General features: G+C 66.0%; 25 protein-coding genes. 4 read left to right on the forward strand and 21 right to left on the reverse strand.

Features of this window, described 5'->3' with window-relative positions:
• Positions 1 to 14 precede the first annotated feature (14 nt).
• The 13 genes from smc to ACOGJC_RS03090 form a co-directional block, all read right to left on the reverse strand.
• Positions 15 to 3,509, reverse strand: a complete 3,495-nt coding sequence (gene smc, locus ACOGJC_RS03030) for a chromosome segregation protein SMC (RefSeq protein ID WP_419847035.1) — start codon at positions 3,507 to 3,509, stop codon at positions 15 to 17.
• Positions 3,510 to 3,575: 66 nt separating this feature from the next.
• The gene (locus tag ACOGJC_RS03035) at positions 3,576 to 4,421 is read right to left on the reverse strand and encodes an Fpg/Nei family DNA glycosylase (RefSeq protein ID WP_419847036.1); all 846 of its coding nucleotides are present in this window, start codon (positions 4,419 to 4,421) and stop codon (positions 3,576 to 3,578) included.
• Positions 4,422 to 4,443: 22 nt separating this feature from the next.
• Positions 4,444 to 5,154, reverse strand: coding sequence for a ribonuclease III (gene rnc / locus ACOGJC_RS03040; RefSeq protein ID WP_419848187.1), 711 nt, complete (start codon positions 5,152 to 5,154; stop codon positions 4,444 to 4,446).
• Positions 5,151 to 5,450: a phosphopantetheine-binding protein gene (locus ACOGJC_RS03045; RefSeq protein ID WP_419847037.1), complete on the reverse strand. Its 300-nt coding sequence runs from the start codon at positions 5,448 to 5,450 to the stop codon at positions 5,151 to 5,153. Before ACOGJC_RS03045 ends, rnc begins: the two co-directional genes overlap by 4 nt.
• A gap of 100 nt (positions 5,451 to 5,550) precedes the next feature.
• Positions 5,551 to 6,546 (reverse strand): phosphate acyltransferase PlsX, encoded by a 996-nt coding sequence (gene plsX, locus ACOGJC_RS03050; RefSeq protein ID WP_419847038.1) that lies wholly within the window; start codon positions 6,544 to 6,546, stop codon positions 5,551 to 5,553.
• A 33-nt stretch (positions 6,547 to 6,579) separates the two neighbouring features.
• The gene (gene rpmF, locus ACOGJC_RS03055; RefSeq protein ID WP_419847039.1) at positions 6,580 to 6,759 is read right to left on the reverse strand and encodes a 50S ribosomal protein L32; all 180 of its coding nucleotides are present in this window, start codon (positions 6,757 to 6,759) and stop codon (positions 6,580 to 6,582) included.
• Positions 6,760 to 6,829: 70 nt separating this feature from the next.
• A complete protein-coding gene (locus ACOGJC_RS03060; RefSeq protein WP_419847040.1) occupies positions 6,830 to 7,327 on the reverse strand; it encodes a YceD family protein in 498 nt (165 codons plus the stop codon).
• 18 nt (positions 7,328 to 7,345) lie between these two features.
• On the reverse strand, positions 7,346 to 7,936 hold the full coding sequence (locus ACOGJC_RS03065; RefSeq protein ID WP_419847041.1) for a hypothetical protein: 591 nt from the start codon (positions 7,934 to 7,936) through the stop codon (positions 7,346 to 7,348).
• Positions 7,929 to 8,408 (reverse strand): pantetheine-phosphate adenylyltransferase, encoded by a 480-nt coding sequence (gene coaD, locus ACOGJC_RS03070; protein ID WP_419847042.1) that lies wholly within the window; start codon positions 8,406 to 8,408, stop codon positions 7,929 to 7,931. Before coaD ends, ACOGJC_RS03065 begins: the two co-directional genes overlap by 8 nt.
• A 27-nt stretch (positions 8,409 to 8,435) precedes the next feature.
• Positions 8,436 to 8,960 carry a 16S rRNA (guanine(966)-N(2))-methyltransferase RsmD gene (gene rsmD / locus ACOGJC_RS03075; RefSeq protein WP_419847043.1) on the reverse strand — a complete coding sequence of 175 codons (525 nt, stop codon included), beginning with the start codon at positions 8,958 to 8,960 and terminating at the stop codon, positions 8,436 to 8,438.
• Entirely contained in the window at positions 8,957 to 9,592 is a 636-nt protein-coding gene (locus ACOGJC_RS03080) for a GNAT family N-acetyltransferase (protein ID WP_419847044.1), read from the reverse strand. The genes rsmD and ACOGJC_RS03080 overlap by 4 nt, the downstream gene beginning before the upstream one ends.
• Before the next feature lie 15 nt (positions 9,593 to 9,607).
• Positions 9,608 to 11,749, reverse strand: coding sequence for an ATP-dependent DNA helicase RecG (gene recG, locus ACOGJC_RS03085; protein ID WP_419847045.1), 2,142 nt, complete (start codon positions 11,747 to 11,749; stop codon positions 9,608 to 9,610).
• A complete protein-coding gene (locus tag ACOGJC_RS03090) occupies positions 11,746 to 13,401 on the reverse strand; it encodes a DAK2 domain-containing protein (RefSeq protein WP_419847046.1) in 1,656 nt (551 codons plus the stop codon). Before ACOGJC_RS03090 ends, recG begins: the two co-directional genes overlap by 4 nt.
• Before the next feature lie 131 nt (positions 13,402 to 13,532).
• On the opposite strand from ACOGJC_RS03090, the gene ACOGJC_RS03095 reads away from it, so the two are divergent.
• Both ACOGJC_RS03095 and ACOGJC_RS03100 read left to right on the forward strand, forming a co-directional pair.
• Positions 13,533 to 13,781 (forward strand): cold-shock protein, encoded by a 249-nt coding sequence (locus ACOGJC_RS03095; protein WP_419847047.1) that lies wholly within the window; start codon positions 13,533 to 13,535, stop codon positions 13,779 to 13,781.
• Complete coding sequence (locus ACOGJC_RS03100; protein ID WP_419847048.1) at positions 13,778 to 15,436, forward strand: phosphoenolpyruvate carboxykinase (ATP); 1,659 nt, start codon at positions 13,778 to 13,780, stop codon at positions 15,434 to 15,436. Before ACOGJC_RS03095 ends, ACOGJC_RS03100 begins: the two co-directional genes overlap by 4 nt.
• Here the strand turns inward: ACOGJC_RS03100 and galE are convergent.
• Positions 15,433 to 16,452, reverse strand: a complete 1,020-nt coding sequence (galE, locus tag ACOGJC_RS03105; RefSeq protein ID WP_419847049.1) for a UDP-glucose 4-epimerase GalE — start codon at positions 16,450 to 16,452, stop codon at positions 15,433 to 15,435. The two genes, ACOGJC_RS03100 and galE, sit on opposite strands and share 4 nt — an antisense overlap.
• A 26-nt stretch (positions 16,453 to 16,478) precedes the next feature.
• The gene (locus tag ACOGJC_RS03110; protein ID WP_419847050.1) at positions 16,479 to 18,038 is read right to left on the reverse strand and encodes a hypothetical protein; all 1,560 of its coding nucleotides are present in this window, start codon (positions 18,036 to 18,038) and stop codon (positions 16,479 to 16,481) included.
• 92 nt (positions 18,039 to 18,130) lie between these two features.
• On the opposite strand from ACOGJC_RS03110, the gene ACOGJC_RS03115 reads away from it, so the two are divergent.
• A complete protein-coding gene (locus tag ACOGJC_RS03115) occupies positions 18,131 to 18,367 on the forward strand; it encodes an Lrp/AsnC family transcriptional regulator (RefSeq protein WP_419847051.1) in 237 nt (78 codons plus the stop codon).
• An 18-nt stretch (positions 18,368 to 18,385) separates the two neighbouring features.
• Here ACOGJC_RS03115 and ACOGJC_RS03120 read toward each other — a convergent pair whose 3' ends face one another.
• Genes ACOGJC_RS03120 through ACOGJC_RS03135 form a run of 4 tightly spaced genes read right to left on the reverse strand, consistent with a single transcriptional unit; the run spans position 18,386 to position 21,115 of the window.
• Positions 18,386 to 18,772, reverse strand: a complete 387-nt coding sequence (locus ACOGJC_RS03120) for a hypothetical protein (RefSeq protein WP_419847052.1) — start codon at positions 18,770 to 18,772, stop codon at positions 18,386 to 18,388.
• Complete coding sequence (locus ACOGJC_RS03125; protein WP_419847053.1) at positions 18,769 to 19,569, reverse strand: PIG-L family deacetylase; 801 nt, start codon at positions 19,567 to 19,569, stop codon at positions 18,769 to 18,771. The genes ACOGJC_RS03120 and ACOGJC_RS03125 overlap by 4 nt, the downstream gene beginning before the upstream one ends.
• Positions 19,569 to 20,705 carry a CaiB/BaiF CoA transferase family protein gene (locus tag ACOGJC_RS03130; protein ID WP_419847054.1) on the reverse strand — a complete coding sequence of 379 codons (1,137 nt, stop codon included), beginning with the start codon at positions 20,703 to 20,705 and terminating at the stop codon, positions 19,569 to 19,571. Before ACOGJC_RS03130 ends, ACOGJC_RS03125 begins: the two co-directional genes overlap by 1 nt.
• Positions 20,706 to 20,764: 59 nt before the next feature.
• Positions 20,765 to 21,115 (reverse strand): metallopeptidase family protein, encoded by a 351-nt coding sequence (locus tag ACOGJC_RS03135; protein ID WP_419847055.1) that lies wholly within the window; start codon positions 21,113 to 21,115, stop codon positions 20,765 to 20,767.
• Between the two features lie 78 nt (positions 21,116 to 21,193).
• Here ACOGJC_RS03135 and ACOGJC_RS03140 point away from each other — a divergent pair, with 78 nt between their 5' ends.
• Positions 21,194 to 22,660: an ATP-dependent helicase gene (locus ACOGJC_RS03140; protein WP_419847056.1), complete on the forward strand. Its 1,467-nt coding sequence runs from the start codon at positions 21,194 to 21,196 to the stop codon at positions 22,658 to 22,660.
• On the opposite strand, the gene ACOGJC_RS03145 is transcribed toward ACOGJC_RS03140, so the two are convergent.
• Together ACOGJC_RS03145 and ACOGJC_RS03150 are read right to left on the reverse strand one after the other, a co-directional pair.
• Entirely contained in the window at positions 22,657 to 24,837 is a 2,181-nt protein-coding gene (locus tag ACOGJC_RS03145) for a cation:proton antiporter (protein ID WP_419847057.1), read from the reverse strand. The two genes, ACOGJC_RS03140 and ACOGJC_RS03145, sit on opposite strands and share 4 nt — an antisense overlap.
• Positions 24,815 to 25,609, reverse strand: coding sequence for an exodeoxyribonuclease III (locus tag ACOGJC_RS03150; protein ID WP_419847058.1), 795 nt, complete (start codon positions 25,607 to 25,609; stop codon positions 24,815 to 24,817). Before ACOGJC_RS03150 ends, ACOGJC_RS03145 begins: the two co-directional genes overlap by 23 nt.
• Positions 25,610 to 25,643: the final 34 nt, after the last annotated feature.

Raw genomic sequence — 25,643 nt, forward strand, 5'->3', positions numbered from 1 at the left:
TGTGCGCTGAGTCCTCAGCTCTGTTGGAGAAGTACCTTCGATTCCGAGGCTACCACCACTTTTTCGGAAAGCACCTTGGAGCTTCCCCCCGGCTTCATCGACACGCCGTAGAGGCAGTCGGCGGCCTCCATGGTGCGCTTTTGATGGCTCACAATCAGAAGCTGGGCATCGGCCCGGAACTCATCGATGAGCTGGAGGAACCGGTGCAGGTTCACGTCGTCGAGCGCGGCCTCCACCTCGTCCATGACATAGAACGGCGAGGGCCGGCTCCGGAAAACCGCAAACAGAAAAGCGAGCGCGGTGAGCGAGCGCTCCCCGCCCGACAAGAGGCTCAGGCGCCGGATGTTCTTGCCCGATGGTCGGGCCTCGATCTCCACCCCGGTGTCCAGCAGGGCATCAGGCTGGGTGAGCCGCAGCTTGCCCTCGCCGCCGGGGAACAGCGTCTGGAACAGTCCGGCGAAGTTGCGCTCAACATCGGCGAAGGCGGCCGAGAACACACTCACGATTTCCTCGTCGATCTTGCGGATCACTTTGCGGAGGTCACGGCGGCTCTGGCGGATGTCGTCGATCTGGCCCTGGGTGAAGTCGTGGCGCTCCAACAGCGCCTCGTACTCCTCCAGCGCCAACGGGTTCACCGGCCCCATGATGCGCAGCTCTTGCTCCAATGCCCTTATCCGGTCGACGGGCGCCACGCCCGGCTCCAAGGGCGGGCAATCGGTGGCCACCGCTTCACCGGGTTCGCAGTCCAACTCCCGACGGCACCGGTCAACCGAGGCTTCCAGCCTGACTCCCGCCTCGGCCAACTCGATCTCCACGCTGCGGTCCTTCTCCTGGCACTGCCCCAGCCGGGCCTCGGCCTGAGCCCGCTGGCCTCGCAGATCCTCTAGCTCCCGCACGGCTGCCGCGGCCGCTTCTGACTCCTCGGCCCGCCGACGGCGCAGATCTTCTAGCTGCCCCCCCACCGCTTCGAGCCCGTCGGCCACCCAGCCGGCCAACTCGCCGATGACGGCCAGCCGGGTATCGAGGGCCTCTCGACGAGAGGTGGCCTCAACGCGGGCTTCCGCCATCCGGCTCAGCCGGCGTTCGATGTCGCCGCGCTGCGCGGTCAGCAAGCGGCGTCGCTCATCCAACCCCGCCGACTTCACTTGGAGCTCGGAGCGAAGGCTGCTCACCGCCTGCGACTGCCGGGACAGCTCGTCGCGGGCTCGATTCATGCTCTCGGCCCGCTCAGCCTGCTCCGCTTCCTGGGCTTCGAGCTGAGGCAGCTCTTGGCCCAGCTCGTCGGCCCGTCGGTGGTCCTCAGCGATCTTGTCCTCCAACTCGCCTCGACGAGGCCCAAGCGCGGCGATCTCCACCTCGGCGTCGCGCAGCTTCCGTTCGGCGGCATTGGCCCTACTCCTAACACCGGCCACTGCCCCAGACTGGGTCTGAACTCCTTGTCGGGCTTGGTCGGTGGCCTGCACGGCCAGCTCGAGCCGGCTATCAGCCGAACTCAGTTCCTGCTTCACGGCATCGACTTGGTGATCTGCCCGAGCCGACTCCCGCTCAGCCTCCTCGAGCAATCCCTTTGTGGCCCCCGAATGGCGCACGCCTACCCGCCAGCCCGACGGGGAGAACCGGTCGCCCCGGCGAGTGACAACCACAGCGGACGGATCGGCAACCGCCGCGGCGACCGCCTCCTCAGCGGTGTCCACCACCCCGACCCCCCCGACCAAGACATCCAAAAGGCCATCCACACCCACCGTCGAAGACCGCACATGTGAGCGAAGGGGTGTGCCAATAACCGGAGCAGACGGTGAACTGCCCAACGCGCCCAGGGCCAACACTGCACCGCCCACGTTGTCGGCCTCCAGCGTGGCGATGGCCCGCATAGCCACCTCGGTGTCGGTGGCCACCACCGCGGCCACCGCTTCGCCGGCCGCGGCCTCAAATGCCGCCTCCCATCCTCGGTCGATGTCCACAACCTCTAACAGGGTGCCGACGACGCCCTCGATGCCAGCCAGCCGTTGGGCGCCGGACAGGTCGCGGGCCTCGTCCAGGGCCAACGACAGCGCCTCTCGCCGAGCCCCCCACGCTTGCTGATCGCCCACGGCATCAGCCAGAGCCGCCCTCGACCGTTCTCGGGCCTCCCGAGCCTCCTCGCATTCCTGCTCGGCAGCCGCGAGCTCCTGTTGTTTTATCTCTTGAGCCGCCTCGGCATCAGCGGCCTCGACCCATGATCGGTCCAACTCCCCAGCGAGTTCCTGGCGACGCGACTCCAATTCCTCCAGACTCCGCCCCAGCCGGTCCGCCTCGGCCCGATCCCGCTGGATCGATGCCTCCAGCGCCCTCATCTCGCCTCTCAACCGGGGGGCATCCGACCCGGTAGCCGGCAGATCTTGGCCCCCCCACTCATCGTCGAACGACAGCCGGAGCTTCTCCAACTGCTGCTCGGCATCGGCAACCGCGGCGGTATCAGGCCCCAGGGCCACCGCCTCGGCATCCACTTCGGTCAGCTCTTTGCCCAATCGGTCTGACTCGGCTTCCAGCGTGGCCACAACGTCTTCGTCCACTCCGGCGCTGCGGTCGCGCTGCACCCGCAGAGTTCGCTCCGACAACAGTGCGTCCAGCCCCCGTAGGCGCTCGTTGAGCCCTTCGAACCGCATCAGCGCATTGCTGATGTCCTGCCCATCGGCGGCCGACAGCCGGGCTTCGGCCACGGCCACGTCTCGATCCAGGGCCTCAGCTTGCACCGTTAGCCGCTGTATCTCTTGGCGATTGGCCGCCTGGTCCTGGGTCAGCTGGCCAACCCGGTGGCGAAACTGCCTTATCTCCTGCCCGGCCAGGTACCGGCGAAGGGCGCTCAGCTCCGCCAGTAGACCGCCGTGGCGGCGGGCGGCCTCGGCTTGGCGCTCCAGCGGCCGAAGCTGGCGGCGGATCTCCCGCACCACGTCGGACAGCCGGGTGAGGTTGGCCTCGGTCGCCGCCAACCGCCGCTCGGACTTTTCCTTGCGGCGGCGATACTTCAGCACGCCGGCAGCCTCCTCGATTACCGCCCGGCGATCCTCGGGCCGGGCGCTCAACACCCCCTCGATCTGGCGCTGGGACACGATCACATGCTGTTGGCGGCCAACACCGGTATCGCTGAGCAGCTCTTGGATGTCGAGGAGACGACAAGGCACACCGTTGATGGCGTAGGTGCTGTCCCCGCTGCGGAACAGCGTGCGGGTGATGGTTACCTCTTCGAACTCGATGGGCAGTAGGCGGGCGGTGTTGTCGATGCTCAGCGACACCTCCGCTCGACCCAAGCCCGGCCGGGCGGTGGTTCCCGCGAAGATGACATCGTCCATCTTGGCCGAGCGCACCGCAGTGGGGGCCTGAGCGCCCAATGCCCAGGCCACCGCATCCACCACGTTGGATTTGCCGCTCCCATTGGGACCCACAATCACCGTCACACCCGGCTCAAAGACCAGCGTGGTGGAGTCGGCAAAGGATTTGAACCCTTTGAGGGTCAACGCCTTCAAAAACACTCATTCGACCCTACCCAGCGGCGGGCCGCGATTTGTGGAACTAGCGGACCGGAGGCCGGTCGCCGGTCAGATCTGGCACTGCTCGCAGTAGTACGTCCAGCGGCGGCGGAAGCGGTACTTCTGAATGGGGCGGTGGCAGCGGGGACAGGGACGCCCGTTCCTTCCCGCCTGCTTGAACACGTTTAGGTACTCCTCGTACCCCCCGGGCTGGCCGTGGACATCCAAGTAGTGCCCGTCTTCCAGCGTGGCGCCTCGATGCTTGGCCGCGTCATGCAGGGTCTCCACCATCGCCCGGTGCAACCGGCGGACTTCCTGGGGCCCCAACGAGTTGGTCAGGCGGTCGTACCGCAACCCGGCCGTGAACAGAATCTCGTCGGAGTACATCTCGCCCAGTCCGACCACCACCCGGTCATCGGTCAGCACCGCCTTCAGCTTGGCGTCTTGGGCCAGGAGAATCTGGCCAAACATCCGCCACGGCACCGGCTGATCAAGAGGGTCGATGCCCATCCTCTCAAGCTCGGGGACTTCCTCCACCAACTTCTCGGTGTTGGCCAGGAACAGCTCGGCATCACCAACCCCGTCGACCAACCGAAGCTGACCGCTCTTGGTGAATGTGATGGACAGCACGGTGTTGGGCTCGGTCTGGTCTCTGTTGGCATGACGCCGCAACTGGCCGCCGGTTCCCAGATGGGCCACGATCACATCCTCGCTGTCCAAGCTCATGATCAAGTACAGGCCGCGACGGCGCACACCGGTGATCTTCGCCTTCTCCAGGCGGCCGGCGAATTTCTTCGCCCCGCCTGATCGCTTCGTCACCCGGGTGTCCATGACTTCCACCGACTTGATGCGGAGGCTGGACAGCTCTCTGTCCAAGTCGCGGCGGATGGTCTCGATCTCCGGCAAGGCGATCATCGAATGGCTCCTGTCAGTGGGGTCATGGGGCAGTTCCCGTCGTCGCGACCGTCAGAGTCTGCCAAGCTGAGGCCGCCGCCGCCTGCTCAGCCTGCTTCTTCGATCGGCCCTCGCCTCGACCGCTTTCTTTGCCGTCGACATGCACGACAGCCAAAAACCGCTTCTCGTGGTCGGGACCTTTCTCGGTGAGACGGTACTCGGGCGCGTGCTGCCGGTTTCGGGCGCAGTACTCCTGGAGCCGGGTCTTGAAGTCCCGTATGCCGGGACCCTGGGCCGCAACGGCAATCCGCTCGGACAGCCACCCTCCGACCAACTCAACCAGCACCTCCCAGGGAGCATCCAGGTAGACGGCGCCGATCACCGCCTCCATGGCGTCGGAGAGGATCGATGGCTTTTCCCGACCGCCGGACCCGTCTTCACCGCGTCCCAACCGCAGGGCCTCCCCCAACCGCAGCTCAACGGCCAGATCGGCCAGCGCCTCGGCTCGGACGACCTCGGCACGCAGCGGGGCCAGCTGCCCTTCGGCCATCTCGGGGTAGGCGGCATATATGTGGTCGGTCACCACCAGAGCCAGCACGGCGTCACCCAAGAACTCCAGCCGCTCGTTGGACGATGCTCCCTCGTGGTCGGCGCACCATGAGCGATGAGTCAATGCCTCCACAAGCAGACTGGGCTGCGCGAATGCGTAGCCGAGGCGCTCGGCCAGAGCGGCGAGGTTGGGATCGGCAGTCAGGAGCTTCGGCTCAGCCGGCCGTGGACATAGTCGACGGCGTCGCGCACCGTCTTGAGATCTTCCAAGTCCTCGTCGTCGATGCTGAACCCCACCGTCCTCTCGCTCAACTCCTCTTCCAGGGTTTCCACCAGCTCGATAAGGGCAAGAGAATCGGCGTCGAGGTCATCGGCAAACGCCTGGCCTTCCGTAATGCGGTCGGGGGAGATCTCCAAAATGTCGGCCAGGCACTCTCGCACGAGCAACAAGACTCCCTCGCGGTCCAGCGGGCTCTGTTCGACATGGGTTTCAGATGGCACGGCTTCTCCGGGGCTGTTCAGCAAACGGCGCCCGAAAAGTATACGCCAGCTTCTTCCCTTTCCCGCCCACTGGACGCACAGATGATTGGGTCAGAAGCGCCTATTCGGTGCGCAAAACCCGGCGCAGAGAGCTCACGGTGTCGCGTTCGGCCAGCTCGTGGGCCACCTGTACCGCGTTGGCCAGCGCCTTCGGGGAGGAAGCTCCGTGGCTGATAATGCTGACGCCGTTCACACCGAGAAGGATGGCGCCACCCACCGAGTCGGGACTGAACTCGTCGTAGAGCGGGGCGAGCGCCGGGGCCAAGAGCCTGGCCCCCTCCCGAGCCTCTTCGGAGGACTCGAACGCCCCCATCAGGGCGCCGATCAACTGCTTGGCCACCCCTTCGGCGGTCTTCAGGGCCACATTTCCGGTGAAGCCGTCAGTGACGATCACATCCACCAGGTCTTCCAGCAGGTCCCGCCCCTCCACATTGCCGGCGAACACCGCGCCGGTCCGAGTCTGCCAATCCCCATCACCCAAGAGATCGAATGCCTGCTTGACCAGGGGCGAGCCCTTGCCGGCCTCTTCCCCATTGGACAAGAGTCCTACCCGGGGCTGTTGAACCCCCCACCGGTCGCGGCAATACACCGCCCCCATCTGGGCAAATTGCACCAGCCACTCGGCGGTGCACTCCGTGTTGGCCCCCGAATCCAACATCACGTTGGGCCAAGCCCGACCGGGAACAATGATCGGAGTGGCAATAGCCGGACGGGCCACTCCCCGGATTCGCCCCATCCTCAACAGCGAGGCCGCCATGGCCGCTCCGGTATTGCCGGCGCTGACCATGGCCGAGGCCCGTCCGTCGCGCACCGCTTCGGCCGCCCTTACCACCGAGGAGTCCTTCATTTTCCGCACGCTGGCCGCTGCCTCGGCACCCATGGCGATCACCTGCGACGCGGGAACCACCTCGAAGTCACGGGCGTCGGCCAGCTGGTCGGGTTGGCCCACCAGCAAGATGGGAATGCCCCGCTCGGCGGCGAGGCGGGCCCCGGCAAGCACCGACTGGGGGGCATCGTCACCCCCCATCGCGTCTACTGCAACCGGAAGCGATGCCAAAGGGCGCCCTTCGAAGGGTCCGGACAGGGCGGCTTATGCCACCTCAACGGCTTCACGCCCTGCGTACCAGCCGCATACATGGCACACTCGGTGCGGCCGCTTGACCGCCCCGCACCGGGGGCAGGTGCTCAATGACGGCGCGGATACCCGCCAAGCCGATGCCCGACGGCTACGGCCCTTGGCTTTGGATGTTTTCTTCTTGGGTACAGCCATCGAACAGACCTACTTGTGGAGGAAGAATGCCGCGCCACGAACGAAGCCGGCGCGGGCGCAGCCCGTAATTCTACTGGCCGGTGCGCAGCGCGTCTAACGCAGCCCAGCGGGGATCTTTCGGGCGGTCTTCTGGGGAGGGCTCAGGCTGATTCATCGGATAGTCATCGGGGGCCGGACCGGCGCAATCCTCTGAGCACAGCGGAGCGATCGGCAGAGCGAGAACCAGGCAGTCGCGCACCATCGGGGTCAGGTCCACCTCGCCGTCTTGTATTGGGTAGGTCTCGTCATCAGCTGGTGCACTACCGAACATCTCCCGCAGATCCTGCTGCACCGTCTGCTCAATGGGCTCCAAGCACCTCCGGCACGACCCGCGCCACCCGGCGGCCAGCGAGCCGGTTACCTCCAGTCCACTGACCACCGATTCCAGATGTAGCTGGAGATCGACCGGCCCGTAGACCGCAGCATCTGAGGTGGCCAATCCGTCGACTTCAACCTGCATCGAGAGCTCGCGATGAGCTCCGGGACGGCGCAGCATTTCCGCCACCGGCACGAGCAGCTCGCTCGACATAACGCCTCCTCCCGGGGCTCAGCCCACGGTGTCTTGATCGAAGAAGCCGTCGTCGGGCTCCGGTTCAGGATCGGGGCCATAGGCCCGAACGAGATCGGCCAGCGGATCGCCTTGAAGCCGGGTCCGGGCCTCTTTCACCGTGTTCAGAATCCGCTCGAGGGCGTTCTCAAAGCTCCCCAACTTGGTGTCGCAGTAGTCTTCGGTCTCGAGACGCAGCCGGCGAGCCGTGGCTTCGGCTTCCTCCACCATGCGCCGGGCCCGCTGCTCGGCCGCCTTGACCACCTCCGTGCGCTGCACCATGGCCTCGGCCTGTGATCGAGCGGCCACCAGTATCTCGTCGCCCTCCCGATGGACCCTCTTCAAGAAGTCCTCTCGCTCCTTCAACAGCCAGCGGGCGGCCCGCATCTCCTCGGGCAGCCGGTCGAGGCAGTTCTGAAGCAACTCCAGGACCTCATCTTTGTTGATCATGGAGGATGCCGAGAGCGGCATGGGACGGGCCGCGTCCACCAGCTCTATGGCCCGCCGCAGCAGCAGGTCGAACTCGGGATCTACGAATGTCCCGGTGGCCGAGTAGTGAGTTGCCGTGGTGTTGGGATCGGGGTCAGTCATCTCGATACCTCTCGATAAGTCGTTTGGCCACCGGTGGGGGAACCATGGAGTCAATCTGCTGCCCGAAGCGGGCCAACTCGCGGATCAGCTTGGAGGCCAAGAATGAGTGCTTGCTGGCTGAGGGGATGAACAGGGTGTGCACCCCGGAAATGGCCTGGTTCATCTGGGCCATCTGAAGCTCGTTCTCGAAGTCGGAAACCGCTCGGAGACCCTTCACGATGAAATCGACCCCTTCATCTTGGGCCAGGTCCACCACCAGCTTGGCGAACATGGTGGTCCGCACGTTGGGCAGGTGGGCAAAAGACTCCTCCAACATCGCCTCGCGCTCTTCTAACTCGAACAAAGGGGCCTTCTGGGGATTGCGCACCGCCGCCACGATCACTTCTTCGAACAGACGCGCCGCGGTCTCCACGATCTCCATGTGTCCGTTGTGTATGGGGTCGAACGATCCGGGGAACAGGACTCGCGTCACTGAGGATTCTCCTGAGGTCTGTGGTTGCTATCGCCGACAGGCAATCACCACAACGGTACCCGCGTAGCGCTGCTGTTTGATGACATCCCAATCGGGTCCGGGAACCACCGCCTGATTGGACTCTGCCATTACGGTGTCCGCGGGAATTCTGGACAGCAATTCTGGCCACGCATTGAACCGATAGGGCGGATCGCACAACGCCACGTCGTAGTCGCCATCCAGCCGGGGCAGTTCCGCCATGACGTCGCCGGCCACCACCCGGCAGCGGTCGTTGAACCCGACCGCGTCGATGTTGGCCCGCAACGCGGTCAGCGCCGCCGGCGCCGACTCCACAAACGTGACCGAGGCCGCGCCCCGCGACAGAGCTTCCAACCCCAGCGCCCCTGAACCGGCGTACAGGTCCAGCATGTCGGCGCCCACCAGACAGCCTTGGCTGTGCAGCGAGTTGAACACCGCCTCCCGGACTCTGCTGGTGGAAGGACGCACATCCATGCCTTCTGGTGAGCTCAACCGACGGCCCCGGGCCTCCCCAGCGATGATCCGCAGCGTCATGGCTGCTCAGGTGGGTGGGGTTCTCGAGCCATGGGGGTGATGAGTACCCCGTCGCCCAATGTGAACTCGCCGAGCGACTCGAATCCGTGACGACGGTAGAAGCCCACGTTGGCCGGGTTGCTCGACTCCAGATAGGCCAACTCGCCGGTCCGGTCGCACCGTTCCAGCATCGGCGCCAGCACCTTGCCGCCCAAGCCCTTGCTCTGCTGGTCGGGCGACGTGCCCAACACCGCCAAGTACCAGTGGGGCTCGGACAGGCGGGCCTGCTGCATCTGTCCCAGAGCCTCCATGCGAGATGGGGCCAGATCGCCCAGTAAATCCGTCATCATGGCCATGAAGTCCGCTTGCCAATCTGACACCTGGTTGGAGTCGTCTCGTGAGCCAGTCGAAACGGGCTCCTCGTTGCGGGGTGGCTGCCAATAGGCGACACAGCCATCGGCCCGAGTGCCGTGCAACTCCGACCCGGCGGCCATGTGGTCCAACATGAACTCCCACCAGTGCTTGAGGGAGGCCCTGCGGGCAGCATCGTCGGGGAACACCCATTTCATGAGCGGATCCTGTTCGAAAGCATCAGCCCAGATGCTCGCGATCTGCTCTTTGCGCTCCAAGCCCATTCTTACGATCTCCAACACGATTACTCCCGGGTGTCAGCTCTTCATCAGGTAGTCGGCATCATCATCGCCCAGCAACAGCTCAACCTCAGCACGCAATTCCGAATGCCGTTGCAGGTCGGGGTCGTCATCCAGCATCTCCCCCGCCGCCTGCCGGGCCCCCACCACCCATTCCTTGTCCCGGCGCAGAGAGGCAAGCTGCAAGTCGTTCCGGCCCTTTTGGCGCTCGCCCAAGATGGTGCCCTCCCCCCGCAATTCCAGATCGGCCTCGGCCAACTCGAACCCGTCGGTGGTCTCCACCAGAGCCCGAAGCCGCTCGGCGGCAATTCCCACCGCGTCAGCGGCCAGCAGGCAGCAGGTGGACTCCTGGTCGCCCCGGCCCACACGTCCTCGGAGCTGGTGAAGCTGGGCTATCCCGAACCGATCAGCGTCCACGATCACCATGACGGTGGCATTGGGCACATCCACCCCCACTTCGATCACGGTGGTGGCCACCAGCACGTCGATGGCCCCGCTCCGGAACAGTTCCATCACCGACTCCTTCTCCGCCGGCGTGAGCTGACCGTGGAGCAGCCCGATCCGCAGCCCGGCCAGCTCCTCGGCTTGCAGGCGCTCGTACGTCTCGGTGACCGACCGGGCTTCGATGGTGTCGGACTCCTCGATCAGCGGACACACCACATAGGCCTGGCGGCCATTCCCCACCTCGGCTCTGACCTGCTCCCAAACCTCGGCTTCTTCGGCCGAGGTTCGGGGCCACCGGGTGGCGATCGGCGTGCGCCCTGGGGGCATCTCATCCAGCGTCGACACATCCAGATCGCCGTACACCGTCATGGCCGCGGTGCGGGGAATGGGGGTGGCCGTCATGACCAGCACATCGGGAGATGTGGCCTGAGACCCCTTGGCCCGCAGTGCGGCCCGCTGCTCGACGCCGAAGCGGTGCTGCTCGTCCACCACCACCACCCCGAGAGAGGCGAAGTCCACCCCCTCCTGGATGAGGGCATGGGTGCCGATCACGATGTCGGTCTCCCCCGAAGCCAGCGAGTCGTGGAGCCGAGCCCTCTCGGCGCCCGGGGTTTGATTGGCGAGCAGCGCCACCCGCAGGGGCCGCTCGGCCAACAGCGAATCGGACGCCGGCACGGCCAGGTCGTCGAGCAGAGAGCGAACTCCCAGGTAGTGCTGGGTGGCCAGCACCTCGGTGGGGGCCATCAGCGCGCCCTGGTGGCCTCCCTGCACCGCGGTGAGCATGGCCGCCACCGCGACCACGGTCTTGCCCGCCCCCACATCGCCCTGCAAGAGGCGGTGCATGGGCACCGGGCGGGCCATGTCGGCGGTCACCTCGCCGATCACCCGGCGCTGGGCGCCGGTCAAGGGGAACCCCAGCGAGCTGGTGAACCGCTCGACAAGCTCGCCGCTGGTGTCGTGACTGATTCCGACCGCAGCCCGTTCCACGGCCCGCTTCCGCATGATCAGCTTGAGCTGGAGCCGAAGCAGCTCATCGAACACCAGCCGATTCCGGGCGGTGTACTGGGCGTCCATGGACTCCGGGCGATGGATGCCGTCGATGGCCTCATGGCGTCCGATCAAGTTGTGATATCGCCGCAGCGACTCGGGGACCGGATCGCTGATACCCCGAGATTCTGAGCGCCGCAACGCCTCGTCCACCCACCGCCTGATCTCCCGGGTCTGGAGTCCGGCCTTGCCCGACTGGGGGTAGACCGGCACGATGCGCCCGGTCTCGTCGCCCACCAGATCCACGATGGGATTGGTCATCTGGTTCTGGCCCCGATAACGGTCCAGCTTGCCGAACACCACCACCTCCTGGCCTTGAGAGAGCTGGCGATCCCGCCACGGCTGGTTGAAGAAGACCAGTCGCAAGCGCCCGGTATGGTCGCTGATCGTGACCGCGACCATCGAGCGGCTCCCTCGGAGCTTCTTCGAGAACACGCTGTCCACCTGGGCCATCACCATGGCCTCGACGCCGTCTTCGAGATCGCTGATAGCCGCTTGGTTGGTCCGGTCGATGTAGCGGCGGGGGTAGTAGGTCAACAGATCCAGCACCGATTCCACATCAACCGAGGCCAGAGCCTTGGCCTTGGCGGTACCCACTCCGCCCAGCACCTCCACGTCCATCTTGTGGAAGTCGGCCATGGTGAGCGCAGGCCGGTGGGTGTCGGTCATTCCACCCCGAAGTAGAACGGATAAAGCGGTTGGCCTCCCTCGTGGACCTCCAACTCAACCTCGGGACGATTATCAGCCAACCATGCGGTCACTTCCTCGACATCGGCAGTTGTGGCATCGGCACCTGCGATGACCGTCACCAGTTCGTGGCCGTCGTCGATGAGCTCGGCCACCAGCGCGGTGGCCGCCTGAGCTGCGCTTGGGGCCACCACCCGCAACCCGCCGCGATCAAGTCCCAGCCACTGGCCGGCCGCTATGGATCCCAACTCGCTCTCGGTGTCTCGCACCGCTTGGGTTACTTCGCCGGTCACCACGTCTTCGGCTGCTTCAGCCATGGCCGATTGATTCTCATCGGCACCGGCCGACGGGTCGTAGGCCATCAACGCGGCCAGCCCTTCGGCGATCCCCCGGGTGGGAACGACCCGCACCACCGAATCGGTGCAGTCGTCCACTCGCTCGGCTACCGGCACGATGTTCTTGTTGTTGGGCAGAAGCACGATCTCGTCGGCGTCAAGCTGCTCAACGGCCTGCACGAAGTGCTCGGTGGAGGGGTTCATGGTCTGGCCCCCGGCGATGATGGCCCGCACCCCCAACGACTCGAAGAGCCGGCGCACGCCCGCTCCCACCGACACGGCCACCACCCCGGTGGTTACCGGATCCCCCGGCACGGTGGTGACCGTTCCGCCGATCTCGGCCTCGACCAACGACTCGACATGCTCGACTTGCTCGAACAAATCGGTCACCCGAATGTCGAACGGCCGGCCGACGCCGATACCCGCCTCGATACTGCCGCCGATGTCGTTGCTGTGGATGTGGCAGTTCCACAGACTGTCGCCACCCACCACCACGATGGAGTCGCCCAGGGCTTCCCAAGCCGCCCGAAACTCCCCGATGCGGTCATCCTCGGCCTCCAAGAAGAACATCACCTCATAGCGGGTGCCGTCGGCGTCGTCGACACCGTGGGCATCGTCGGCCCCGGCCACCGCCGCACCCACCCCCGCGGTTGGGTCCACCGGCGGCGGGTCGGGCAGCGGGCGGCCATCGACCGCAGTGGCCATGGCGTCCAGGAGCAGCAAGAACCCCGCTCCCCCGGCATCCACCACATTGGCCCGGGCCAACTGGGGCAGCAGCTCCGGCGTGCGCTCCAGCGAGGCCCGCCCGGCCTGCTGACACCCCTCGACCAACGAGATGAGCTCATCAACGCCCTGCTCCACCGCTTCGGCCGCCGCGGTCGCCACGTCGCGCACCACGGTCAGGATGGTTCCCTCCACCGGGGCCGACACCGCTTCGTCGGCCGCAGCCGACGCCTTTTTCAGTGCGCTGGCCAACACCGGGGGATCCACGTGGCCCGCGACAGCCACCGAATCAGCCATCCCCCGCAAAATCTGCGACAGGATCACCCCGGAGTTGCCCCGGGCCCCCATGAGCGATCCGTGGCTTATGGCGCCGCACACCTCGGCCATCCCCTCACCGGCGGCGGACACCTCGGCCACCACCGTCTCCAAAGTCAGCGCCATGTTGGTGCCGGTGTCGCCGTCGGGAACCGGGTACACGTTGAGCTGGTTGATGACATCGCGATGCATGCCGAGGGCGTCTCGGAACCACTCCATCGTGGCCCGCAATCCCTCAGCTCCAAGACGGTCTGCCGTCATGCCCCGCGATGCTACTTAGTAGTCACCGCTCGACTCGCGAACCATGATCCAGTGAACAGTGCCCGACTCGCGAACCACCATGACCAGCCATTACCCTGCACTAACCCCGATCACTGTCAGAAAGAGTCCCCGTGCAGGGTGTGATCAAGGCTTATGACCCATCAACCGGCATTGGCGTGGTGGTTCGCGACACCGACTTGGCCGAATTCGATTTGGCTCCCGATGCGCTGGAGGGGTCGGTGTTCCGGATGCTGCGCCAAGGCCAGCGAGTGCTGTTCGACGTGGAGGGGAATGAGGCCACCCGCCTGCGGTTGGGCTCGGAAGTGGACATGGGCACGCCGTCGTTCCTCACTCCAACCGGTGATCCGGAGCAAGCGTGACAACTCCGGTCGCCGACCAGCTCCGTGTCCGCTTTGGCCTCGATTCGGTGGACGTTCGGGCCGGGCTGACCCAAGAAGAGCTGTTTGAGGCGGCCATCGCCGGGGACCGGGGCCGCACCCGCACCGACGGCGGCGAAAACGACCAGAAGGCGTTCGCCACCGCCCTGGGCTCAGATGGTCCGCTGATCTTCTATTCCGATCCCACCTGCACCGGCCGTCCCGTGCAGGACACCTTCGCGGTGGCCTGGCCCGAGGTGGTGGATGATGTCTGGTGGAAGGCGGACTTCAACCAGTTCGACGCCGACCGCTTCCCGGCCCTGCTCGAGCGGGTTCTCGCCCACCTCAACACCAAGCAGGCCACCCTGTACACCGCCGACGTGTTCTGCGGCTGGGATCCGGAGTTCGCCATCCCCTACCGGCTGGTCAGCGAGTACGCCACCCACGCCTTTTTCGCCAACATCATGTTCCCCAAGGGCGTGCGCGACGACGCCGATCGCGAATCGGTCGGTTGGACCATGATCAACGTGCCCAGCTTCCGGTGCGATCCCGACCGCGACGGCACCCGCACCGATCGGGCCGTGATCATGGACTTGCGCAACCGGCTGGGGCTGGTGCTGGGACGGGCCGACTACTGCGGCGTGGTCAAAAAGACCATGTTCACGGTGATGAACTTCGTGCTGCCCGACGCCAAGCAGCTCACCATGCACTGCTCGGCCAACGTGGGCCACGACGGTAACAGCGCCATCTTGTTCGGCCTCTCGGGAACCGGGAAGACCACCCTGTCGGCCGACCCCGACCGCAGCCTGATCGGCGATGACGAGCATGTGTGGACCGAATCGGGAATCGCCAATTTCGAAGACGGCTGCTACGCCAAGCTCATCGACCTGAACAAGCAGGCCGAGCCGGTGATTGCCGCCGCTTTGTCGATGGGGGGCACCCTGATCGAAAACGTGCCTCCCCTGCCCGGGAGGGAGCTGGCCGACACCGATCCCCAGGAGCTCGACCTCACCGACGACTCCATCACCGAGAACACTCGATTCGCCTACCCGCTGGACTGCAATCCCGATGTGGCCTCCGGCGCCAAGGGACCCCACCCCCGCACCATTGTGCTGTTGACCGCCGACGCGTTTGGCGTGCTGCCCCCGGTGGCGCTCCTCGACCGAGATGAGGTGATGTACCACTTCGTGATGGGGTTCACCTCCAAGCTGGCCGGCACCGAGGTGGGTGTGGTGGAGCCCCAAGCCACCTTCAGCGCCTGCTTCGGAGCGCCGTTCATGTCGCACAAGCCGTCGGTGTACGCCGAGCTGTTGGCCCACCGCATGGATGCCCATTCGGCTCGCTGCATCCTGTTGAACACCGGCTGGTCGGGCGGGCCTTACGGCGTGGGAGACCGCATGTCCATCGCCCACACCCGGGCGCTGCTCGACGCCGCCCTCGACGGCGAGCTCGACGCTACCGACACCGTCAAGCTCCCCATACTGGGGCTTAGAATCCCGGTGTCGTGCCCCGGAGTGCCCAACGAGGTGTTGAATCCCCGCAATACATGGAGCGATCCCGACGCCTACGACGAGGCCGCCGTTCGCCTGCGCGACCTGTTTCGCCAGAACTACGAGGAGCAGGACTACGCCTCACTGGGCATAAAGGGGATGCTCTAACTTCGATACCCCTGCGGATGGGCCGACTGCCAGGCCCAGGCGTCTCGACACATTTCAGCCAGAGTCCGAGAAGCCGACCAGCCCAGCTCCGAACGAGCTTTTGTGGGATCAGCCCACAACTCCGGAACATCGCCGGCGCGTCGCTCGAGCTCTTCGTACGGCAAGGAATGGCCGGTGGCCTCCCGCATGGCGGCGATCACTTCTCGCACCGAGGCGGCCCGACCGGTGCCCAGGTTGTAGGTGTGAACCTGCCCGGCTGATGACTCCAGGTTTTCCAAGGCAACCAAGTGACCTTCGGCCAAGTCCATCACGTGGATGTAGTCGCGCAACGCGGTGCCGTCGGGAGTGGGATAGTCGGTGCCATAGAGCGGCAGATTGGCGCGGCGTCCCACCGCTACTTGGAGCAGATAGGGCATCAGATTCCCGGGCACCCCTTCGGGGTCTTCCCCAATCAACCCGCTGGGATGGGCCCCTACCGGGTTGAAGTAGCGGAGCAGGGCCGCCGACCAGCGGGGGTCGGCCCGAACCACGTCGGCGACCATCTGCTCGATCACCAGCTTGGTGGAGCCGTAGGGGTTGGCCGGTCGGGTTGGCGCCGTTTCCGGGACCGGCAATGTGTCGGGCAGCCCATAGACCGTGGCCGATGAGGAGAACACGATTCGACGCACCCCGCAGCTCTCCATAACGGCCAAGAGCACGGCGGTCGACCCCACGTTGTGCCGGTAGTACCCAAGCGGATCGGCCACCGACTCGGGCACGGACTTGAGCCCGGCAAAGTGCAGCACCGCGTCGGGGCGCACCTCGGCCATCACCTTCTCCACCGCGGCCTCGTCCCGACAGTCGGCCACGTCGAGGCGAGGGCGGCGGCCGGCTATCTCGGCCACCGCGTCAATAGCCGCCGCCGAGGAGTTGGCCAGGCTGTCCAGCACCGCCACCTCGTATCCGGCCTCCAGCAGGGTGACACAGGTGTGGCTGCCGATGTAGCCCGCCCCCCCGGTCACCAGCACCGTCGCCATAGTGGGCACGGTAATCTACGAAATGCCTACCCCGGACCTCTCAGAATGCGGGTCTTGCCGTACATCGAGCCGAACAGCAGACGGCCGTCATCGTCCACCGTCACCCCCGCACCGATGGTGTTGAACTTGGAGCCTCCCAACACGTAGTGGAACCGCGACTCCCCGGTGGCCCAATCGGCCGCCTCGATCGTCCAGCGGCCGTCGCGCACCCCACAGGTGTAGACCAGCCCGCTCTCCTCGGCCACGAAGGGAACCGAGTTGGGTGAGGAGATGTCGAGGTTGACCCACGCCTCCTTCAGCTCTCGGGCCACCGGATCCCACTCGTACTTGTGGAGGCCGTGGGGCTGGTACTCCGGCTTGTGGCCCAGCATGAAGCACAGCATCCGGGCGGCCTGGGCGGGAAAGCCGTCGGGGATGGTGGCCGGCTCGTTGTTGACGGTCATGGCGCCGTAGCCCGACACGGTGATCGACTGCTCGGTCTTGATCTCGGCCAGATCGGGGTTGCCCATGTTGGCCGGCCCGATGCCGGCGATGCGCCGATCGGGCGCGTTGGGCAGTTGCTCCCAGTCTTCGGGAATCTCGTCTCGCCACAACAGGGTGATGTTGACCACCTCGTCGCCGTCGCCGATCACCACGAATCTGTCCTCGTCAGGGCCGAAGCCCATCAGCGAGGGCGTGGTTCCCGACCCGCAACCGTCCCCGTTGCGGTAGGGCACCGTCCAGCAGCCGTGGGCGGGGTCGTCGGTCAGCTCGGAGCCCGTCCAGCGCAGCTTGTGGTGGTGGTCGTTGGACGACACGTAAATGCCGTTGTCGCTGTCCACGCAGATGCTGGTGCGGACCCAGCCGTACCCCGTATTGCCCCGCTCGGCTGCCCGCCGGGCACAGTACTCCGCGGCGGTCTCGGCCCCTCCGGGGAGCTGGAGCGCGTGGTAAGCGGTGAAGTCGCGCTCGAGCACGACAACCCAGCCGTGATCGGTGGACATCACCAGCTTGCCGTCGAAGGTCATGTTCATCCCTACGAAGAAGCCCTCGATGTGGTCAGGCTTGTTCCACCGGTCCCGCTCCACGATGGGCGACGCCGTATCGGACGGATCGGTCTCCACGTAGGCCACCGCGTGGTCCTTGCGGCCGAGGAACAGGGTGTGGTCGCAGTCCAGCAGTGCATAGACCCCGTCGATGCCGGTCATGAACTTCATGGACATCTCGATGGCGTGTTCGACAGCCTCCCAGCCGTCCTTTTCGTCAAAACCTCGGAGATATTCCTCCAACTCTGCGACGGGGGTGCGCCCCTCCCCCCCGACGATCTCGTGGTCGGCCAGCATCTCAAGGGTCTCGTAGTCGAGCTTGGCGATGTTCTGGCGGCCGTTGCTCCACACCACCCGGCGGCCGTCGGGATAGGGCCCCGAGGTCAAGTGGCCGAAATGGCCCGGGCCGAGCCAGGCGTACTGGAGGTCGGCCGCCTCGTCGAGCGTCTCGGTGGGGCCCTCTGGCCCTCGCCAGGGCACGTTGTCCTGCTGGTCGCACCGTCCATGGGCGATGCCGTAGGAGGATCGGGCCAGATAGGGATTGGCATGGGCGCGGTTCATAGGCCTACATCATTGCGCCGCGTCCAGCCCGCCATCCCACCGGAGCCGATCTTTGGTTACGATGCGGGATAACCAACCGGAGGTGTAGTCACGTGGGTGTCAGCTCTTATGTTCTGATCCAAACCGAAATGGACAAGGCCCGTCAGGTGGCCGAGGCCATCCGCGAGATCGACGGCGTGGTGATCTCTGAGATCATGACCGGCCCGTACGACGTGATCGCCAAGGCCGAGGCCGAGTCCATGGACCAGCTGGGCCGCTTGGTCGTGAGCCAGATCCAGATGGTGGACGGCATTACCCGAACCCTCACCTGCCCGGTCGTAAACCTCTGAATCAGCCCCGATTCTCAGTCAGCTGAGGATCATGGCCCGGATGGCCAGGCCGGCCAGAAAGAAGCTGCCGCCGGCATAGAGAAGCTCGCGTCGGTGGGCGAGCTGCATTCGATAGGCGTAAGTGATGGCCACCGCGGCGATGGCCGCGAAGCCGTAGAGGCGATGGAGGTCGCCCGGATCGACCCCCGAGCGGTTTTCCAGCACCACGCCCACGATCACCTGGGCGAAGATGGTGCATTGGGCCGCGGTGATGAACGCCCACAGCGGCCAGCCCCGCAGCCCGGGGCGGAAGTGGGCACCCAGGGCCCACCCCCCGGCCGCGGCATTGGCCAGCATCACCACCCAGGAGAACCAGTCATGGAAGCCGGCCAGTTGCGTGGCGGCGAGAACCGAGGCGGTGCTCACCTGAACAAGTCGGTGGCGAAGTCGCCTGTGCGGGGCGGTCCGGGAGCCACGAACCACTCGGTGCTGAACGCGTCGGCGAACTGCTCGTCGGTCATGGTGCCGAAGAACGACTCGGCGGTGATCTGGCTGGTGTGGGCCAACATGGCGGCTCGCTTGCGCTCCAGATAGGCGCTCACGTCTACTGCGTGGGTGATGTCGGCTTCCTCGGTGCCGAAATCGTCGCCTTCGAACCGCTCCAGTTGCTCGGCGTCCATCTCCTCCAACGCCTCGGCAAACGACTCCACCTCGGCCATCTGGCGCTTGATCTGAGTGCGGTTCATGGTGACGTAGAACACCTTTTCGACCCCGGCCTGGCGGGCTGCTTCCACCCCCACCCGGTGTACTTGGATGTGGTCGGGGTGGCCGTAGCCGCCGTGATCGTCGTACACGGTGAGCACGTCGGCGGACTCCTCGGCCAAGATCCCGGCCACCCGATTCACCGCCTCGTCGAAATCGGCCTGCCAGAAACAGGCCGGGTTGTCGTTGGCCTCGTCGCCGGCCATGCCCGAGTCTTCGTAGCCCAAGAACTCCACCCGGTGGGCGCCGATGATCTCGGCGGCGTCATAGGTCTCTTCTGCTCGCCGCTCGCCCAGCGATTCGCCCGGGCTCAGCGCGTCGGGAGCCACCTCGCCCTGCTCTCCCCTGGTGGCCACCACCAGCACCACCCGGTGGCCCTCGTCGGCCGCCTTCATCATGGTGCCCGAGGTGGCGATGGCCTCATCGTCGGGATGGGCGTGGAAGTTCACCATGGTGCCCACTATTTGACGGCCCCCGATTCTTGTAGCGCGGCCACCCCAGCGATGTCGAAACCCCAGTCGGCCAGCGCTTCGGCAGTGTGCTCACCCGGATGGGGGGCAGGACGGGCAACCTGGGGCGGCGTGCGGCTGAACCGAGGTGCCGGGCCGGGCTGGGGAATTCCCCCCACTTCGACGAACGTGCCCCGAGCGGTGTTGTGGGGATGCTCCGGAGCCTCGGCCAGGCTGAGCACCGGCGCGAAGCAGACGTCGGAGCCGTCGAGGATCTCGCACCACTCATCTCGGGTCTTGGCCTTGACCGCCTCGGTCAACCGGACCCGCATCTCCGGCCAGGTGGAGCGGTCGTTCTGGTCTATCCCTTCGGCATCGATGCCCAGCTTGTCCACCATCTCGGCGAAGAACTGCGGCTCCAGCGAGCCCAGCGAGATGTACTCGCCGTCGGCGCACTCGTAGACGTCGTAGAACCAGGCCCCGGTGTCCAGCAGGTTGGTGCCCCGCGACCCCCACGCTCCCAGGCCGTGCATGCCGTAGATCATGGTGATGAGCAGGGCCGAGCCCTCCACCATGGAGGCGTCCACCACCTGGCCCCGGCCCGAGGTGCGGGACTCCAGCATTCCGGCCACCATCCCGAGGGCGAGCAGCATCCCTCCTCCGCCGAAGTCGCCGGCCAGGTTCACCGGCGGCACCGGCGCCTCTCCGGCCCGACCGATGGCCCCCAGCACCCCCGACAGGGCGATGTAGTTGATGTCGTGGCCAGCCATCGACGCATACGGACCGTCTTGACCCCACCCGGTCATGCGCCCGTACACCAGCCCCGGATTGCGGGCCAGGCATTCGTCGGGGCCGATACCCAAGCGCTCGGCAACGCCGGGGCGGAATCCCTCGATCAGTCCGTCGGCGCCCTCCACCAGCTTCAGCACGGTCGCCACTCCGTCAGGATGCTTGAGGTCGACGCCCACACTGCGGCGCCCTCGGTTGAGCACGTCGAAATGGGGGGTGTCGGGAATCTCGTCGCGGACCCGGTCGGCGCGGTCGATTCGCACCACATCGGCCCCCAGATCGGCCAGCATCATGGCGGCGAACGGCCCCGGCCCGATGCCGGCGATCTCCACCACGCGAATGCCATTGAGCGGTCCCATGCTGCCTCCTGAGCTCTCCACCGCTCGGACAGTACCCGCGTTTTCCCCGACTTCCCTGATCAGGCCCAGCCCAACTCGTCGAGGCGGTCGTCTTCAATGCCGAAGTGGTGGGCCACCTCGTGGATGACGGTCACGCGCACCTCCTCCACTACCTCGGCCTCGCTGGCGCACCCCTCGCAGATCGGCAGCCGATAGATGTAGATGCGGTCGGGCAGCACCATCTCTCCCCCGCCGTAATCGACCCGATCGGTAAGCGGGATTCCGTCGTACAGCCCCCAGATATCCGGGTCGTCCCCCTCGTCCTCCACCAGCACCACCACGTTCTCCATCATCTCGGCCAGATCATCGGGAATGGTGTCCAGCGCTCGCCCCACCAGCTCCTCAAACCGCTCCTGCGACACCGCAACCATGGGCGCCATCCTCCCACGGAGCGCGAAGCCTCTAGCCAAGCTGACGGGAATTGTCGCAGGCGTCTGTACCTTGGTGAGGTGACCAGGTTGGAGGGGCTCTTGGAGGGGCTGAACGAGCGGCAGCGGGCGGCGGTGGAGGCGCCGGCGACTCCGCTGTGCATCCGGGCAGGGGCGGGCACGGGCAAGACCAGGGTGCTCACCCGCCGAATCGCCCACCAGGCTGACATCGGAGCCATCGACCCCAAGCGCACGCTGGCTCTCACATTCACCCGCAAGGCGGCCGACGAACTGCGAGACCGCCTGGCTGGGCTGGGGTTGAGCGGCTCGGTGAACGCGGGCACCTTCCACAGTGCGGCGTTCGCCCAACTGCGCACCCGTTGGGCCGAGCGAGGGGTCCGGCCCCCCGAGCTAGTCAAAGACAAGCGAGGCTTGGTGGCCCGGGCGGCAAAGCGGGCCGGTATGCGGCTGGCCAAGGCCGAGGTGCAGGATGCGATGACCGAGATCGAATGGGCCAAGGCCCGCCGCATCGCCCCCGACGGCTACCCCGCTGCGGCGGCCAGCCTTCGCCGGCGGCCTGCTTTGGATCACGCCAGGATCGTCGACCTGTACCAGCGATACGAGGCTGAGAAGACCAAGCGGCGGGTGGTGGACTTCGACGACCTGCTGATTCTGGCGCTGCGGGATCTGTCCGACGACGCCGACTACGCCGAAGCCCGCCGGTGGACGTACCGGCATGTGTTCGTCGACGAGTTCCAAGACGTGAACCGGCTCCAGTTCGACCTGTTGCGGGCTTGGCTGGGGGATCGCAACGACCTCTGCGCAGTGGGCGATCCCAACCAGGCCATCTACAGCTGGAACGGCGCTGACTCGGGCTATATCGAGAAGTTCGCCGACTGGTTCGACGGAGCCGAAGTGCTCGATCTGGTGGACAACTACCGCTCCACCCCCCAGATTCTGGCCGCGGGCCGGGCGGTGCTGACTTCGGAGACGACCCCACTGATCTCTCACAACCTCGACGGTCCCCGGCCGACGGCGAACACCCACGTTGACGACTTCGACGAGGCTGTGTCTATTGCCAGAGCCCTGCGCGACGCCAAGGGCCCCGAGACGGCTTGGTCTTCAATGGCCGTGCTGGCCCGCACGAATGCCCAGACCGCCAAACTGGCGACCGCCCTGCACCAGGCAGAGATCCCCTATCGGGTTCGCGTCGACGCCCATCGCACCGAAGACGACGACGGTGCCAGCCCCACCGACGGAGCCGACCCGCCCACCGGGGCCGACGCGGTCGACGTCGCCACCTTCCACGCCGCCAAGGGGCTGGAGTGGCCCATCGTCCACTTGGCCGGAATGGAGCAGGGCCTAGTGCCCATCAGCCGGGCTCAGACACCGGCCAAGATCGCCGAGGAGCGGCGGCTGCTCTACGTGGCCATCACCAGGGCCCAGCGAGAGCTGCATTGCCACTGGGCTTCGCAACGGGCTTTTGGGGAGCGGACCGCCGACCGCTCCCCCTCCCCTTATCTCAACAACATCCTTAGTGCGCCCTAGAGGTCGAACGGGATAAGCACCACCACCACAGTGGCGTCGCAGTCTCGGAGCACTTGCTCTACGCGGTGGCCCAGGAACGGCCGGTCACCGACGCGGCGGAGGTTGGCGCCCATGACCACCAGATCGGCTTCTATGTCTCGGGACAGCTTCAATATCTCGTCGGCTGGCGAAGTGCCGTCCATGACGACCGTCCGCGTTGTTGCCCCCAGTTCAGTGGCGAGCGTCTCGGCTTGGGCTACCACCTGCACGCCGACGACAGAGCCGGTGCGGGCCATGATCCGGCGGCTGAACAGCGACGGTAGCCCGGCGGGTTCGCTCCGAACGGTGTTGACGTGGGTGAGGTGCAGTTCGGTGCCGAGTTGGGCGCTGAGGTTGAAGGCCACCTCCTGGGCGGCCCGCGACACCGGGCTGCCGGTCACCGGCACCACCGCCCGGCTGTACGCCCCCGGCAGAGGCCGGTCGAGGTTTCTCGCCCGGCGCACCACCACCACCGGGATCGGGCTCTCCGACAAAACCCCGTCCACCAATGGCGAAATCACCTGCATGGTGTCGGCGTAATCCTGAGCACCCAGTCCGATGACGCCGAATCCCAGCCGACTTTCGTCGATGATGGCCCGCACCGGGTCGTCGTGGCGCACCCGGCGGTGCTCCAAGGCCCGGTCGTGCAGCACGTTGCGCAGTGGCGTGATGTCTATCTCGGCATCACGGTCGGCCACCGTGAGCACGGTGGCCCCGGCCTCGATCGGCCAGGCGAAGTGCAGAACCTGGGCGGCAGCGATGGACTCCGGGCCGCCCCGGCTGGGCAGCAGGAGCCGAGAGGTTCGCACCACCAGATTGCGGCTCAGCGCCTGCTCCCGGCCCAACCGCTCCTGCTCGTCGGGAGTGCCCTGCCAGTTGTTCACCACCCCTCGCAGCGTGGCCGAGGCAAAGAGCGAGGTGAGCACCGGCACCAACACGATCACCGAAAAGGCAGTGGGGCTGAACACCCCGACGCTCAACCCCACCGTGGCGATAACGATCTCCAGCGTCCCCCGGGCGTTCAGTCCAGCACCCAAGGCCAGTCCCGCCCGGTGAGTGCGGCCAGCAAGTCGGGCACCGCCGTAAGCCCCGGCAAACTTGAAGACGATAGCCACCGCGAGCACGATCAAGGCCCACCAAAGGGCCTCGGCGTTGTTCAACAAACGGAGATCTACCTGCAAGCCGGCGGTGGCGAAGAAAACCGGCGCGAACAGAGCGTTAGTCAGACCCTCCAGGTGGTGAATAACGTCCTCGTGCTGGAACCGGGACCGGTGCAGCACCACCCCGGCAACAAACGCCCCCAACACCGCCTCCACCTTCAGCCACTCAGTGGCCACTCCGAATCCCAGCATGGTCACTATGGCCACGGCCAGTGCTGCGGCCAGGCTGCCCCCGGTACGCCGCACCTGCCGCAACAGCAGATCCACCAGCCGCTGGCCCACAGTCAGGGCCAACACCCCGAAGGCCGCAATCCCCCCCAGCGTGGCCAACACCTGTCCAGCCGACACTCCGCCTGAGGTGGCCAAGCCGGTGAACACGCCCAACAAGATCCAGCCAACCACATCGTTGGCCATACCCGCGGCCACGGTGATCTGGCCGAAGTCCCGGCGCATCAGGCCCAGTTCGCTAAGGATCTTGGCTACAACCGCCAAAGACGACACGGCGAGCGCCAGGGCCACGAACAGCGTGAACGTGAGCCGTTCGGCATCCTCGCCCAAGAAAAGTGAGGGCAGCAGCAAGCCGACAACGATGCCCCCGATCAACGGCACCACCAGGCTTCCGGTGGTGACCAGAAGGGCTGGCCGCCCCAATTTGGAAATGAGCCCCAAGTCGGTCTCGAACCCGGTCACCACCAACAGCAGAGCCACCCCTACCCAGCTGACCGCGGCCAGCAGGGTCCATTGCGCGCCTTGGCCGATCTCCGGCAAGAACCACTCGAAGCCCGACTTCCACACCACCCCGAACACCGACGGCCCCAACACCAGACCGGCCAGAAGCGCTCCCACCACCGAGGGCATCCCCACTTTTCTCATCACCAAACCGAAGAGATGGGAAACAGCCACCAGCACCAAGATGTTCACCCAAAAGACCAGGAGGTCGAACCCTCCCGTTTCGGCGGCAAAGACCATGACGGACTCAGTCGCCCCCGGCGGCTTCATCCCAGTCGAAGTCCACCACCACCGGGGCGTGGTCCGACGGCTTCTCCCCCTTGCGGGCGTTGCGGTCCATGAGTGCAGTGGTCACCCGTTGGGCCAGCGGTTCGGTGGCCATCACCATGTCGATGCGCATCCCCTGGCGCTTGTGGAACCGTCCGGCTTGGTAGTCCCAGAAGGTGTAGAGGCCGTCGTCGGCCCACCGCCGGCGGAACACGTCCACCAGTCCCCAGTCCTCGACCGCGCCAAACGCGTCGCGCTCGGGCTGGCTCACGTGGGTGAGGCCCTCGAAGGCAGCGATGTCCCAGACGTCGTTGTCGGCCGGGGCCACGTTGAAATCGCCGGCCACCACCACCGGAGCGCCGGAATCGGCGTTGGCCTCCAGATGGGACCGGAGCCGGCCCAGCCAATCGAGCTTGTAGTGGTAGTGATCGTGGCCCAGCTCCCGCCCGTTGGGGATGTAGGCGCTGGCCACCCGCACTCCCCCACACGTGGCCCACACGATGCGGGCGTCGGGGTCGGCTTCTCGGCTGTCGGCGAAGCCATTGCCGGGGTCATCCAGCCCCACCCTGCTCAAGATGGCCACTCCGTTCCACCTCCCCTGGCCGTGATGGGCCCACTCGTAGCCCATGGCCTCAAAGGCCAGGCCGGGAAAGGCCTCGTCGGCCATTTTGGTCTCCTGCATGCACAGCACATCGGGGTCGGCCAGCTCCAGCCACTCTTGAACTCTGGGCATGCGGGCGTTCAGCGAATTCACATTCCAAGTGGCCAACCGCACCAGGAGAACCCTAGTGCTTCAGAAGTCCATAGAC

The organism is Candidatus Poriferisocius sp. (assembly GCF_965204015.1).
Taxonomy (GTDB): domain Bacteria; phylum Actinomycetota; class Acidimicrobiia; order Acidimicrobiales; family Bin134; genus Poriferisocius.